The following is a 13,206-nucleotide window of genomic DNA, read 5'->3' as shown; positions in this document are numbered from 1 at the left end:
CCCCGATGGGCAGCCCGGTCATGAGGCGGGTCCGTCGGCCGCCGTGGAGGGCGGATCGACGGGCCTGCCGGGTGGTCTGTCCGTGGCTCTCTCGACGTCGAGCGCGTCCTGCAGCAGCACGACCGCCGCCGCCTGGTCGACGACCGCGCGCTGCTTCTTGGCCCGCACGCCGCTGGCCCGGAGCCCCTGCTGCGCCGCGACCGTGGTCAGCCGCTCGTCGAAGAGGCGGACGGGGGTGGGCGCCAGGCGAACGGCCAGCGAAATGGCGAACTCCCGGGCCAGCGCGGCGGCCGGCCCTTCGCGGCCCGACAGCGAGGTGGGCAGCCCGACCACGACCTCGATCGCCGAGTGTTCGTCGGCGATCGCGGCGATGCGATCGAGGTCGCCCTGGCCGCGCCGGACGGTCTCCACCGGGGTGGCCAGCAGGCCCGAAGGGTCGCTGCGGGCCACGCCGATGCGTACGGACCCGACGTCCACGCCGATCCGTGAACCGAACCGCATATCAGCCGAGCTGCTCCGCGATGGCCTGCTCGACCAGTCGCAGCGCGTCGCCGATCGCCTCCGGTCGTGTGCCGCCGCCTTGCGCGACATCGTCCTTGCCGCCACCGCCACCCCCAAGTGCCTTGGCGGCGACGCCGACCAGTCGTCCGGCCTTGAGCCCGCGCTCGCGTCCCGCCTCGTTGACCGCGGCAACCACCACGGGCCGGTCGGAGGGGACACCCGCGATCACGATGACCGCCGGTCGGTCAGCTGGGAACCTGCCACGCACATCAAGTGCGAGCTTACGCAGATCGTCCGCGCCAGTGCCGTCAGGCGCGCGGTGCGTCACCACGGAGACTCCGTGCAGGTCACCGGCTTGGGCCGCCAGCTCGCCCGCCACCTGGAGCACCTGTGCGGACCGGAGCCGCTCCAGCTCCTTCTCGGCGGTGCGCAGGCGGGTGACGATGCCCTCGACTCGCTCGGGCAGCTCCTCGCGGCGTGCCTTGAGCTGCTCGGTGAGCTGCGCGACCAGGACGCTCTCGCGGGCCAGGAAGCGGAACGCGTCGATGCCGACGAGTGCCTCGACACGGCGCACACCGGCGCCGACCGACTGCTCGCCGAGCACCTTGACCAGGCCGAGCTGGCCGGAGCTGTGGACGTGGGTGCCGCCGCAGAGCTCGCGCGAGTAGTCGCCGATCTCCACGACGCGGACCTCGTCGCCGTACTTCTCGCCGAACATCGCCAGCGCGCCCATCGCCCGGGCCTCCGCCTGGGAGGTGTAGAAGGCGTTGACCTTGAGGTCGTTGATGAGCACCGCGTTGACCTCGTCCTCGACATCGCGCAGCACGCTCGGCGGCACCGCGCCCGCCGCGGTGAAGTCGAAGCGGAAGCGGCCGGGCGAGTTTTCGGAGCCGGCCTGTGCCGCCGTCTCGCCCAGGGCGTTCTTGAAGCCGCGGTGGACGAGGTGGGTGGCGCTGTGGCTGCGCGAGATCGCGCGGCGCCGCTCGAGGTCGATCTCCGCCTGGGCGTCGTCGCCGACCTTGAGCTCACCCTTGCGGATCTTGCCGCGGTGGATGACGAGGCCCGCGAGCGGCGTCTGCACGTCGTGGATCTCGACCTCGGCGCCGCCGGTGCGGATCACGCCCTGGTCGGCCAGCTGGCCGCCGCCCTCGGCGTAGAAGGGCGTGCGGCCGAGCACGACCTCCACGTCGGTGCCCGCGCCCGCCGCGGGGACCGGGACCCCGTCGACCAGGATGCCGACGATGCTGGTGTCCGCCTCGGTCTGGTCGTAGCCGAGGAACTCGACCCGGCCCGCCTTCTCCAGCAGCTGCCCGAAGACGGAGATGTCGGCGTTGCCGGTCTTCTTCGCCGCCGCGTCGGCCTTGGCGCGGTCGCGCTGCTCCTTCATCAGGCGGCGGAAGCCCTCCTCGTCGACCTGGAGTCCGTGCTCGGACGCCATTTCGAGGGTGAGGTCGATCGGGAAGCCGTAGGTGTCGTGCAGCTGGAACGCCTGATCGCCGGAGAGCGTGGTGCCGGACTTGCGCTTGGTCTCCTCCACCGCGACGTCGAAGATGGCGGTGCCGGTGCGCAGCGTGCCGAGGAAGGACGCCTCCTCGGCGTCGATGACCCCGTGGATCTGCGGCGCGTCGGCCTTGAGCTGCGGATATTGCTCGCTCATCACGTCGATCGCGACGGCGGTCAGCTCGTGCATGTAGCGCTCGTCGCCGGAGCCGAGCAGGCGCAGGTTGCGGACCGAGCGGCGCAGGATGCGGCGCAGCACGTAGCCGCGGCCCTCGTTGCCGGGCATGACGCCGTCGGCGACGAGCATGGTGCCGGTGCGCACGTGGTCGGCGATCACCCGGAGGCTGACGTCGGAGCGGTGGTCGCGGCCGTAGCGGGTCTTGGTGAGCTCGGCCGCCTTGTCGAGGATCTTGTAGGTGGTGTCGATCTCGTAGATGTTGTCGACGCCCTGCAGGATCGCCGCCATGCGCTCCAGGCCCATGCCGGTGTCGATGTTCTTGGCGGGCAGGCCGCCGATGATGTCGAAGTCGACCTTGCTGCGGACCTCGCCCAGCTGGTCCTGCATGAAGACGAGGTTCCAGACTTCGAGGTAGCGGTTCTCGTCGGCGATGGGGCCGCCCTCGCGACCGTATTCGGGGCCGCGGTCGTAGTAGATCTCCGAGCACGGGCCGCCGGGGCCGGGCACGCCCATGTGCCAGTAGTTGTCTTCGAGGCCGCGGCGCTGGATGCGGTCGAGGGGCAGGCCGACCTTGTTGTGCCAGATGTCGAGCGCCTCGTCGTCGTCGAGGTAGACGGTCGCCCAGAGGCGGTCGGCCGGGAAGCCGAAGCCGCCCTCGGACTCCGGCTTGGTCAGCAGCTCCCAGGCGAACGGGATCACGTCGGCCTTGAAGTAGTCGCCGATGGAGAAGTTGCCGAGCATCTGGAAGAACGTCGCGTGCCGGGTGGTCTTGCCGACCTCGTCGATGTCGGGCGTGCGCACGCATTTCTGCGCGGTGGCCAGCCGGACCGCCGGAGGCTTGCGCTGCCCCAGGAAGTACGGCTTGAACGGCGCCATACCCGCGTTGACCAGGAGAAGCGTCGGGTCCTCAGCGATCAGGCTGGCCGAGGGCACTACCTTGTGCCCACGCTCCTCGAAGAAGCGCAGGAAGCGGCGGGCGATCTCTGCCGACTCCATGGGGGCCATCCTTTGCGTTAGTCGTTTTTGTCAGGGTTGTCGAGCCCGAACCGGGCCCGCAACTCCATTTCACGCTCCGCGGCCTCGCCGAACGCGTCAGATGTAAAGTCTCTCACCCGTCCGAGCATGCTCGCGGCGCCGCCGACCGTCCGGCGGGCCACGTGGTTGGGGTGGAGCGCCTGCAGCCTGCGCATCACCCAGAGGGTCAGCAGCGCGCCGAGCGACAGGTAGAACAACCGTCTGATCATCGCCGCCGCCCCGCCTTGCGCGGCCTGCGGACCTCGATGGCCCTGCGCACACCGTAGCCGATGGCCGAGACCTTGATCAGCGGTCCGGTGAACACGGTCTGGGTGACGGCGCTGAGCTTGGCGGCGTGGGAGCTCACCTGCTTGACGTCCTTGGTGATGGCCTCGACGGCCACGAGCTGCCTGTTGGTCTCGTTGACTGTCAGGCTCATGTCGTCGAGCAGCGGCGCCATGCGGGCGCTCAGGTCGGCCACCGCCCTGCCGGTCTCGGTGATCAGCCTGGTGAGCTTGACCAGCACCGTGACGAGCACGCAGACCAGGACGATCCAGCCGGTGGCGGCGATCAGCCCGGCGACCTCTCCAGCGGTAAGCATCCGCTCATCTCCCTCGTACGCTGGGCCGGAACGGCAAGAACCCTATCGCGTTCGAGGGCCCAGGCTACTGGGGACACCGAGCTCGATCAGGCCGCCACGTCGGTGGCGACCGTTTCCCCGCTCGACCGCACGGGCCCGCGAGCACCGCCGGGCTCGGGCACGACCACCGCTCCGGCATACCCGTGGCCGCCGCGCGGCGACGAATCCAGCTGCCACCACAACCGCCCGTAGGCCATAGGGATCACGACAAACCACGCCACCGGCCAAGAAGTCGTCGTATCGGCGGCCAACCCCGTGCGGGGTCAGAGGCCGTCCCCCTGGAGGCCCTCAGCCCCGGTCGGCGTCTGGCGCCGACCAGGCCGTGCCGTAACAAAGAAAAGTGGTTGATCTTCAAGACCCACGCAGAAAGTCACGTATCCGCGCCCACCGCTCGGCCAGGACCCCCTCGCCGCCGTGCTTGGTGGGCTCGTAGTAGCGCTTGCCGCGGACCTGCTCCGGCGCGTAATCCTGGCGGACCAGCCCGTGCTCGAAGTCGTGCGGGTACTTGTAGCCGTCGCCGTGGCCCAGCTTGGCGGCGCCCGGGTAGTGGGCGTCGCGCAGGTGGCCGGGCACCTGCCCGATCAAGCCGCGGCGCACGTCGCCGATCGCCGCCCCGATGGCCTTCACGACGGCGTTGGACTTGGGCGCCAGCGCGCAGTGGATGACCGCGTGGGCCAGGTTGATCTGGCCCTCCGGCAGGCCGATCAGCTGCACCGCCTGGGCCGCGGCAACCGCGGTCTGCAGGCAGGTCGGGTCGGCCATGCCGACGTCCTCCGAGGCGAAGATGACGATGCGGCGGGCGATGAAGCGCGGGTCCTCGCCGGCCTCGATCATCCGGGCCAGGTAGTGGAGCGCGGCGTCGGCGTCGGAGCCGCGCATCGACTTGATGAACGCGCTGATGACGTCGTAGTGCTGGTCGCCCTGCCGGTCGTAGCGGACGGCCGCCTTGTCGACGGCCTTCTCCACGACCTCGACCGTGATGTCGTCGGCCAGCAGCGCGGCGGCTTCGAGGTAGGTCAGGGAGCGGCGGGCGTCGCCGCCCGCCAGCCGTACGAGATGCTCCAGGGCCTCGGGGGCGAGGGTGGCGCGGCCGCCGAGACCGCGCTCGTCGGACACCGCGCGCTCCAGGACCACGCGGACGTCGTCGTCGCTCAGGGACTCGAGCGTGAGCAGCAGCGAGCGCGACAGCAGGGGTGAGATGACGGAGAAGAACGGGTTCTCGGTGGTCGCGCCGATGAAGGTGACCCAGCGGTTCTCGACGGCGGGCAGCAGGGCGTCCTGCTGGGCCTTGTTGAAGCGGTGGACCTCGTCGACGAAGAGCACGGTCTGCCGGCCGGTCATGCCCAGCTCGCGCTTGGCGGTGTCGATGGCGGCGCGTACGTCCTTGACCCCGGCCGAGACGGCGGAGACCTCGACGAATCGCCGCTTGGTGACGTTGGAGACGACGTAGGCCAGTGTGGTCTTGCCGGTGCCCGGCGGTCCCCACAGGAAGAGCGACATCGGCGCCTCGCTCTCGACCAGCCTGCGCAGCGGGGTGCCCGGGCCCAGCAGGTGGCGCTGGCCGATCACCTCGTCGAGCGTGCGCGGCCGCATCCGGACCGCGAGGGGTTGCGGCGTGGCGTCCGCAGCCGCCGAATCGAACAGACTCTCCACAACGTGAGATTACAGGGTGGACCGGGTACGGCGGTCCCCCCTACGCGCCCCAGACGGCTCTGGCGCCCGAGTCACCGGCGCGGAAGACGAAGTAACCGACCACCACGGCGAGCAGCACCGTCACGCCGGACAGCACGAGCGTGACCGGACGGCCGAACCGGTCGCCGAGCGAGCCACGACTCGGGCTGGTGGCATAGACGAGCAGCAGCGCGGCGACCCCGAGTCCGGCGGCCGACAGCAGCAACGGGTTGGCGAAGCTCTCATGGGCGGAGATCCGCTGGCTCAGGGTGCCGTCGACACTGGCGAAGCGGGCCTCCTTGAGGCTCTCACCGCTCTCCTTGGCCGCGAAGACGGCCGCGGGCGCCCCCACGGAGAGCAGGACCACCGCCCACGCCAGCATCGGCCGCCAGCGGCTCAGCACCGCGTACGCCACGGAGGCGCAGGACAGGAGGGGGGTCAGCACCACCGCGAAGTGGATGATCAGCGGATGGGCCGGCAGGCCGAAGATCTCGTTGAACATGTCAGCGCTCCTAGTTCTCATTTCAACTACGAATAGCGACACGATATGGTTCGCCGTCTATCCCGTCACTCTGAGTGGTTTCCTCCTCTTACGTCCGGCACATCGAAGGGCCGGTAGCATTCGCGGAGTTGTTTGGTCATGTACAGGCAAAAGTGGAGGGCATACCGGTGAGCGGCGAAGACCGCCAGAGCCAGCTGGCTCGGGAGCACAAGGAGCGCCAGGAACAGCGCGCGGCCGCGGACGCCGCCAAGGCGAGGCGCAACATCTTCATCGGGGCGGGCCTCGCGGTCGTCGTGGTGGCGGGCGGCATCTACGCCGCGACCACGCTGGTCGGCAAGGACGATCCGGCCCAGAAGGTCTCGGCCGAGAGCAGTCCGTCGGCCTCGACCAGCGCCGCTCCCTCGCCGACCCCGTCGCTGTCCTCGCTGCCGAAGAAGGCCGGCAAGGTGACCTGCACGTACAAGCGGGATACCTCTGACGTGCCGATGAAGTACGTGGGCCTGCCCGGCAGCAAGCCGGACATGAAGCTGAAGACGATGACCGTCTTCACCAACCACGGCAAGATCGTCATCGACGTCGACCCGGCCGCGACGCCGTGTTCGGTCAACTCGATGGCCTTCCTCGCCAAAAAGAACTTCTACAACAACACCAAGTGCCACCGCCTGGTGACGCCGGAGACGGCGGGGCTGTTCCTGCTGCAGTGCGGCGACCCCAAGGCCAAGGCCGACGGCAAGAACCCGACCGACGGCCAGGGCACGGCGGGCTACGTCTACGGGGACGAGGCCGTGGGCTCGATTCCGTACACCCGCGGCGTGGTGTTCCTCACCCAGCCGCAGGACGCGGCCGGCCAGAACAGCAGCCAGTTCGCCATCTCGCTGTCGGATGAGAACACGCAGATCGAGGCCCAGTACTCGGTGCTCGGCATGGTCCGCTCGGGCCTGGAGATCATCGAGAAGGTCGCCAAGGACGGCGTCCTCGTCAGCAAGGACGACATCACCGGCGACGGCGGCTCGACCGCCCCGAAGAACCCGATCATCATCGAGAAGGTCACGGTCGACTAGCCGTAAACGACAGGGCGCCCCGTCTCTCCAGGAGAGGCGGGGCGCCCTGCTCTGTGTCAGCCCTCGGTCTTGGGCTTGGCGTCGACGCCCGCCTCCTTGCGCTGCTCGCCCGTGATCGGCGTCGGCGCGCCGGTGAGCGGGTCGAACCCGGAGGCGGTCTTCGGGAAGGCGATCACGTCGCGGATCGACTCGCCGTCGGCCAGCAGCATGCAGATGCGGTCCCAGCCGTAGGCGATGCCTCCGTGCGGGGGCGGGCCGTACTTGAACGCCTCCAGCAGGAAGCCGAACTTGTTCTCGGCCTCCTCCTTGGAGATGCCGAGCACGTCGAAGACGCGCTGCTGCATCTCCGCCCGGTGGATACGGATGGAGCCGCCGCCGATCTCCATGCCGTTGCAGACCATGTCGTAGGCGTAGGCCAGGGCCTCGCCCGGGTGGTCCTGGAAGTTGTCGGCCCATTCGGGCTTGGGGCCGGTGAACGGGTGGTGCACGGCCGTCCAGCCGCCTTCGCCGTCCTCCTCGAACATGGGCGCGTCGACGACCCACAGGAACGACCAGAGCGACTCGTCGATGAGGCCGCAGCGGCGGCCGATCTCCAGCCGGGCCGCGCCGAGCAGGTCGCGTGCCGCGTTGCGCGCGCCGGCCGCGAAGAAGACCGCGTCGCCCGGCTGAGCGCCAACCTTCGCCGCAAGTCCGGAAATTTCCTCTTCTGAGAGGTTCTTTGCCACCGGGCCGCCGAGCGTGCCGTCCTCCTGGACGAGCACGTACGCCAGGCCCTTGGCGCCACGCGAGCGCGCCCACTCCTGCCAGCCGTCGAGCTCCTTGCGGGTCTGCGAGGCGCCGCCCGGCATGACGACCGCGCCCACGTAGTCGGCCTGGAACACGCGGAAGGAGGTGCCGGCGAAGTAGCCGGTCATCTCGACGAGCTCCTGGCCGAAGCGCAGGTCGGGCTTGTCGGAGCCGTAGCGGGACATCGCATCGGCGTAGGTCATGCGGGGCAGCGGCGTCGGGAGCTCGTAGCCGAGCGTCTCGCGCCACACGCGGCTGATGAGCTTCTCGCCGACCTCGATGACGTCTTCCTGGTCGACGAACGACATCTCGACGTCGATCTGGGTGAACTCCGGCTGCCGGTCGGCCCGCAGGTCCTCGTCGCGGTAGCACTTGGCGAGCTGGTAGTAGCGCTCCAGCCCGCCCACCTGGAGCAGCTGCTTGAACAGCTGCGGCGACTGCGGCAGGGCGTACCAGTTGCCCGGCTGGAGCCGGACCGGCACCAGGAAGTCGCGCGCGCCCTCGGGCGTGGACCTGGTCAGCGTCGGCGTCTCGACGTAGACGAAGCCGAGCTCGTGCATGACCTCGTTGGCCAGGTAGGTGGCCTTCGAGCGGACCCGCAGGGCGTTGGCCACCTGCGGGCGGCGGATGTCGAGATAGCGGTACTTGAGGCGGGCCTCCTCCGAGACGGCCGTGCCGCCCTCGATCGGGAAGGGCAGCGGCGCGGACTCGCTGAGCACCTCGACCCGCTCGGCGACCACCTCGATCGCGCCGGTGGGCAGCTCGGGGTTCTCGTTGCCCTCCGGCCTGACCCGGACCTGGCCCACGACCAGCACGCAGTATTCGGCGCGCAGGTCGTGCGCGTGGTCCTCCTCGCGGAAGACCACCTGCGCCGAGCCGGACGCGTCGCGCAGGTCGATGAAGACCACACCGCCGTGATCACGGCGCCGGGCCACCCATCCTGCGAGCGTCACCTGCTGCCCGGCGTGCTCCTCGCGGAGCGACCCGGCGGTATGCGTGCGCATCACTGCACTTTCCCCTTCAAGACATCGACGACCTGGGCCAACGGCACCTCGGTCTGCTCAGCGGTGGTCAGGTCTTTCAGTTGTACGGCCTGCGCGGCCAGGTCACGCTCGCCCAGGATCAGCGCGAACCGGGCACCCGAGCGGTCGGCGCCCTTCATCGCGCCCTTGAGCCCCTTGCCGCCGTAGGCCAGGTCGGCGCTGACGCCCGCCTGGCGCAGCTCGGTCACGAGCAGGAACATCCGGCGGCGGGCTTCGTCACCCAGCGGGACACCGTACACCTGGACGCGTCCCGGTGCGGTGTCGCCGATCAGTCCCTCGGCCTCCATGGCGAGGACCGTGCGGTCGACGCCGAGCGCCCAGCCGACGCTGGGCAGGGGCGGCCCGCCGAGCATCTCGCTGAGCCCGTCGTAGCGCCCGCCGCCGCCGACCGCGGACTGCGAGCCGAGCCCGTCGTGGACGAACTCGAACGTGGTGCGCGTGTAGTAGTCGAGCCCGCGCACCAGCCGCGGATCGTCCTCGTAGGCGACGCCCGCGGCGCTCAGCAGCGCCCGGACCTCCTCGTGGTAGGACTCGCACGCGGCGCACAGGTGGTCGATGACCAGGGGCGCGCCGGTCAGCTGCGACTGCACCTCGGGCCGCTTGTCGTCGAGCACCCGCAGCGGGTTGATCTCGATCCGGGCCCTGGTGTCGGCGTCGAGGTCGAGCCCGCGCAGGAACTCCTGCAGCTTCGCCCGGTAGGTGGGCCGGCAGGTCTTGTCGCCCAGCGAGTTGATCAGCAGCCGGACGCCCGTCAGGCCGAGCGAGGCGAAGCCCTGGGCGCCCAGCACGACGAGCTCGGCGTCGAGCGCGGGATCCTCGGAGCCGAGCGCCTCGGCGCCGACCTGCCAGAAGTGACGGTATCGGCCCTTCTGGGAGCGTTCGTAGCGGAACTGGCTGCCGGAGTACCACAATTTGACCGGAAGTTGGCCATTGTGCAGGCCGTGCTGCAGGACCGCGCGCACGACCGACGCGGTGCCCTCGGGCCGCAGCGTCAGAGAGCGGCCCGCTTTGTCGGGGAAGGTGTACATCTCTTTGGACACGATGTCAGTCGACTCGCCGACGCCCCTGGCGAACAGCTGCGTGTCCTCGAACACCGGCGTCTCGATGTAGCCGTAGCCGGCCAGGCGGGCCGGGCCGACGAGGGCTTCGCGTACGGCGAGGACCTGCTCGGAGCGGGGCGGCAGCCAGTCGAAGGTGCCCTTTGGCGCTTGGAAACTCATGAGATCCCTGTTAGATGCCTCGTGTGGGACCGGCGTGCGGCGCGGCTTCCTTCAGATATGGATTGGTGGCGCGCTCGCGGCCGATCGTGGTCTGTGGTCCGTGGCCCGGCAGGACGACCGTATCGTCAGGCAGCGGCAGGCACTTGTCGGCCAGGCTGCGCAGGATCGTCGGGTAGTCGCCGCCCGGCAGGTCGGAGCGGCCGATGGAGCCGGCGAACAGCAGGTCGCCCGAGAGCATCACCTCGTCGTCGGGCAACCGGAAGCTCACCGACCCCCTGGTATGGCCGGGTGTGTGGTCGACCACGATCTCCAGCCCGGCCAGCGGCAGCACGGCCCCGTCGGACAGCTCGCGTACGTCGTCGGGCTCGCTCAGCGTGATGCCGCCGAACATCGAGGAGCTCGTCGGCGACCAGCCCGCGGCCGGGTCGCTCAGCAGGTGCCGGTCGTCGGGGTGGATCCAGGCGGGCACGTCGCGCGCGCCGCAGACCGGGGCCACCGACCAGACGTGGTCGAGGTGACCGTGGGTGAGCAGCACCGCCACCGGCTTGAGCCGATGCTCTCTCAGCAGCTCGTCGACCCCGTCGACCGCGTCCTGACCTGGATCGACGATCACGCACTCCTCGCCCGCTGCGGGCGCGACGACGTAACAATTGGTCTGGAAGGCCCCTGCGGGGAAGCCTGCGATGAGCATCTGCCTCAGCTGATCTCGTCAAAAAAGCCAATGGGAATGTAACCGAAGGGTACCGGTGCGGGTCGCCGGGCTGCGAATCATTACCCGTTGGCCGATACGATTCGCCCACCTCAGTTGATTGACTATGGGAGGCAAAGCGGTGGCCACGGGGAAGGACCGGCAGAAACAGCTGGCACGCGAGCACCACGAGCGGCAGATGGCGCGCCGGCTCGAACGCGAGCAGCGGGCCAAGCGCATGGCGATCATCGGCTCCACGGTGGGCGTGATCGTCGTGGTGGGGGGCATCGTGGCCGCGGTCGCGTTGCTGGGCGGCGGCGACTCCAAGACCGACGCCGCCGCGACGGCGCAGCCCTCGGACACGGCGGTGCCCTCGGCCTCGGCCTCGGCGACGCCCGCCGCGGGCCCCAAGCCGTACAACGCCGCGACCGGCACGTGCGACTACGTCGCCGACAAGAGCGGCGGTGTGGTCAAGGACGTCGGGCTACCGCCGAAGAAGGTGAAGCTCAAGCCGGCGACCAAGACGATGACGCTCAACACGAACCTGGGCGACATCGTGGTGCAGCTCGACAACGCCAAGGCGCCCTGCACGGTCAACTCTCTGGCCTACCTGGCGGAGAAGAAGTTCTACGACGGCAGCAAGTGCCACCGGCTGGGCAGCGCGCAGTTCCCGATGCTGCAGTGCGGAGACCCGCAGGCCAAGGCCGACGGCAAGGGCGAGTCGGACGGCGCGGGCGGCCCCGGCTACGTCATGGGCGAGGAGAATCTCACGGGCGCCACCTACAAGCGCGGCGTGATGGCGATGGCCAAGACACAGGCGCCGGGCACCACCGGAAGCCAGTTCTTCCTGGTCTTCGGCGACCTGCAACTCACCCCGGATTACACGCCAGTGGGTACGATCACCAAGGGTCTCGACATCCTCGACAAGGTGAACAAAGCGGGCGTCATCGCGGGCGGACAGGATGGCACCGGGGCACCTAAGGAAACCGTCGTAATCAAAGACGTGACAATCTCTGGCAAGAGCTGACGTAATACAAACTAGGGACAGTAGTCCCGAAGGGTCTGATGGATAGTGCGGGAGGACACGGTGAGCACCGACCCGTGGGGCCGGGTAGACGACGACGGCACCGTCTACGTGCGTACGGCTGAGGGAGAGCGAGCCGTCGGTTCCTGGCAGGCCGGTGAACCGGACGAGGCACTGGCCTACTTCCATCGCAAGTACGACGAGCTGGCCGGCCAGATCACGCTGCTCGAGCAGCGGGTCAAGGGCACCGACCTGGCTCCGGCGCAGGCCGAGGCCAGCATCGTCAAACTCCGCGAGGCGGTCGCCGAGGCCCACGCCATCGGCGACCTCGCCGCGCTGACGGCCCGTCTCGACGGCCTGACGGAGGTGGTCGGGCAGCGGCGCGAGGAGGTCAAGGCCGCGCGCGAGCACGCGCGCGCCGAGGCCAAGACGGTCAAGGAGCGCATCGTCGCCGAGGCCGAGCGCATCGCCGACGAGACCACCCACTGGAAGTCGGGTGGCGAGCGGCTGCGCCAGCTGGTCGAGGAGTGGAAGGCTGCCGACCGCATCGACCGGGTCACCGAGGCGGCGCTGTGGAAGCGGCTGTCGGCCGCCCGCACCGCCTTCGCCAAACGGCGCAAGCAGTACTTCGCGGGGCTCGACGAGCAGCGCGAGGGCGTACGCGCCGAGAAGGAGCGCATCGTCGCCGAGGCCGAGGCGATCGCCGACTCGACCGACTGGGCCACGACGGCGGCCGTCTACCGCGACCTGATGCAGCGCTGGAAGAGCGCGGGCCGGGCGTCGCGGGAGGCCGAGGACGAGCTGTGGGCGCGGTTCAAGGGCGCCCAGGACCTGTTCTTCCAGGCCCGCTCGGCGGTGTTCGCCGAGCGCGACGCGTCCCTGGCGGCCAACGCCGAGATCAAGGAAGTGCTGCTGACGGAGGCCGAGAAGATCCTTCCGGTCACCGACGTACGCGCGGCCAGAGCGGCGCTGCGCCACATCCTGGAGCGCTGGGAGGCGGCCGGACCGGTGCCGCGCGAGCAGCGCGACCGGCTCGAAGGCGGCCTGCGCAAGGTGGACGACGCCGTGCGCAAGGCCGAGGACGCCGAGTGGAAGCGGTCCAACCCCGAGGCCAGGGCCCGCGCCCAGAGCACGGTCGACCAGCTGCGCACCTCGATCGAGCAGCTGGAGAAGCGCCTGACCAAGGCCCAGGCCGCCGGACGCGCCAAGGACGTGAAGGAGGCCGAGGAGGCCATCACGGCGCGCCGTTCGTGGCTGGAGGAGGCGGAGCGGACGCTGGCCGAGTTCAGCTGAGGTTCGCGCCAGTCCGCGGGCGAAGGGGGTCGCCTGCGTGCCCGGCTTCCAGGGTGCCGGGCCCATGAGGGCGCGGGAGCTTTAG

General features: G+C 69.8%; 13 protein-coding genes. 3 read left to right on the top strand and 10 right to left on the bottom strand.

Going from position 1 to position 13,206, the window contains the following annotated elements; all coding sequences use genetic code 11:
- Positions 1-18: 18 nt before the first annotated feature.
- The 7 genes from ruvX to ACGFNP_RS31595 form a co-directional block, all read right to left on the bottom strand.
- Positions 19-501: a Holliday junction resolvase RuvX gene (ruvX, locus tag ACGFNP_RS31625; protein ID WP_358325898.1), complete on the bottom strand. Its 483-nt coding sequence runs from the start codon at positions 499-501 to the stop codon at positions 19-21.
- Between the two features lies 1 nt (position 502).
- Positions 503-3,175: an alanine--tRNA ligase gene (alaS, locus tag ACGFNP_RS31620; RefSeq protein ID WP_393325034.1), complete on the bottom strand. Its 2,673-nt coding sequence runs from the start codon at positions 3,173-3,175 to the stop codon at positions 503-505.
- Positions 3,176-3,192: 17 nt separating this feature from the next.
- Positions 3,193-3,423, bottom strand: a complete 231-nt coding sequence (locus ACGFNP_RS31615; RefSeq protein ID WP_358325892.1) for a hypothetical protein — start codon at positions 3,421-3,423, stop codon at positions 3,193-3,195.
- On the bottom strand, positions 3,420-3,794 hold the full coding sequence (locus tag ACGFNP_RS31610; RefSeq protein ID WP_358325889.1) for a DUF948 domain-containing protein: 375 nt from the start codon (positions 3,792-3,794) through the stop codon (positions 3,420-3,422). Before ACGFNP_RS31610 ends, ACGFNP_RS31615 begins: the two co-directional genes overlap by 4 nt.
- 86 nt (positions 3,795-3,880) lie before the next feature.
- Complete coding sequence (locus ACGFNP_RS31605) at positions 3,881-4,039, bottom strand: hypothetical protein (RefSeq protein ID WP_393325031.1); 159 nt, start codon at positions 4,037-4,039, stop codon at positions 3,881-3,883.
- A 145-nt stretch (positions 4,040-4,184) separates the two neighbouring features.
- Positions 4,185-5,426 (bottom strand): replication-associated recombination protein A, encoded by a 1,242-nt coding sequence (locus ACGFNP_RS31600; RefSeq protein ID WP_393325103.1) that lies wholly within the window; start codon positions 5,424-5,426, stop codon positions 4,185-4,187.
- A gap of 100 nt (positions 5,427-5,526) precedes the next feature.
- Positions 5,527-6,006 (bottom strand): DUF2231 domain-containing protein, encoded by a 480-nt coding sequence (locus ACGFNP_RS31595; protein WP_358325881.1) that lies wholly within the window; start codon positions 6,004-6,006, stop codon positions 5,527-5,529.
- 167 nt (positions 6,007-6,173) lie between these two features.
- On the opposite strand from ACGFNP_RS31595, the gene ACGFNP_RS31590 reads away from it, so the two are divergent.
- On the top strand, positions 6,174-7,067 hold the full coding sequence (locus tag ACGFNP_RS31590; RefSeq protein ID WP_393325028.1) for a peptidylprolyl isomerase: 894 nt from the start codon (positions 6,174-6,176) through the stop codon (positions 7,065-7,067).
- Positions 7,068-7,123: 56 nt separating this feature from the next.
- Here the strand turns inward: ACGFNP_RS31590 and aspS are convergent, their stop codons facing one another.
- Genes aspS through ACGFNP_RS31575 form a run of 3 tightly spaced genes read right to left on the bottom strand, consistent with a single transcriptional unit; the run spans position 7,124 to position 10,807 of the window.
- Positions 7,124-8,860 carry an aspartate--tRNA ligase gene (gene aspS / locus ACGFNP_RS31585; RefSeq protein ID WP_358325875.1) on the bottom strand — a complete coding sequence of 579 codons (1,737 nt, stop codon included), beginning with the start codon at positions 8,858-8,860 and terminating at the stop codon, positions 7,124-7,126.
- Entirely contained in the window at positions 8,857-10,116 is a 1,260-nt protein-coding gene (gene hisS, locus ACGFNP_RS31580) for a histidine--tRNA ligase (protein ID WP_358325872.1), read from the bottom strand. The genes aspS and hisS overlap by 4 nt, the downstream gene beginning before the upstream one ends.
- A gap of 10 nt (positions 10,117-10,126) precedes the next feature.
- Complete coding sequence (locus ACGFNP_RS31575; RefSeq protein ID WP_219538477.1) at positions 10,127-10,807, bottom strand: MBL fold metallo-hydrolase; 681 nt, start codon at positions 10,805-10,807, stop codon at positions 10,127-10,129.
- Positions 10,808-10,946: 139 nt separating this feature from the next.
- Between ACGFNP_RS31575 and ACGFNP_RS31570 the strand changes: the two genes are divergently transcribed.
- Positions 10,947-11,831 (top strand): peptidylprolyl isomerase, encoded by an 885-nt coding sequence (locus ACGFNP_RS31570; RefSeq protein ID WP_358325869.1) that lies wholly within the window; start codon positions 10,947-10,949, stop codon positions 11,829-11,831.
- 60 nt (positions 11,832-11,891) lie between these two features.
- Positions 11,892-13,121, top strand: coding sequence for a DUF349 domain-containing protein (locus tag ACGFNP_RS31565; protein WP_393325024.1), 1,230 nt, complete (start codon positions 11,892-11,894; stop codon positions 13,119-13,121).
- Positions 13,122-13,206 lie beyond the last annotated feature (85 nt).

This window comes from Nonomuraea sp. NPDC049269, assembly GCF_043197155.1.
In the GTDB taxonomy this organism is placed as follows: domain Bacteria; phylum Actinomycetota; class Actinomycetes; order Streptosporangiales; family Streptosporangiaceae; genus Nonomuraea.
The sequence above is the reverse complement of the archived record's forward strand: the minus strand, read 5'-3'. Positions and strand labels throughout refer to the sequence as shown.

What these genes read in the sequence shown, in the direction of transcription:
- ruvX (WP_358325898.1), bottom strand. Translation starts at nt 501, where the DNA reads ATGCGGTTCGGTTCACGGATCGGCGTGGACGTCGGGTCCGTACGCATC.
- ACGFNP_RS31615 (WP_358325892.1), bottom strand. Translation starts at nt 3,423, where the DNA reads ATGATCAGACGGTTGTTCTACCTGTCGCTCGGCGCGCTGCTGACCCTC.
- ACGFNP_RS31610 (WP_358325889.1), bottom strand. Translation starts at nt 3,794, where the DNA reads ATGCTTACCGCTGGAGAGGTCGCCGGGCTGATCGCCGCCACCGGCTGG.
- ACGFNP_RS31595 (WP_358325881.1), bottom strand. Translation starts at nt 6,006, where the DNA reads ATGTTCAACGAGATCTTCGGCCTGCCGGCCCATCCGCTGATCATCCAC.
- ACGFNP_RS31600 (WP_393325103.1), bottom strand. Translation starts at nt 5,426, where the DNA reads ATGCGGCCGCGCACGCTCGACGAGGTGATCGGCCAGCGCCACCTGCTG.
- hisS (WP_358325872.1), bottom strand. Translation starts at nt 10,116, where the DNA reads ATGAGTTTCCAAGCGCCAAAGGGCACCTTCGACTGGCTGCCGCCCCGC.
- ACGFNP_RS31575 (WP_219538477.1), bottom strand. Translation starts at nt 10,807, where the DNA reads ATGCTCATCGCAGGCTTCCCCGCAGGGGCCTTCCAGACCAATTGTTAC.
- alaS (WP_393325034.1), bottom strand. Translation starts at nt 3,175, where the DNA reads ATGGAGTCGGCAGAGATCGCCCGCCGCTTCCTGCGCTTCTTCGAGGAG.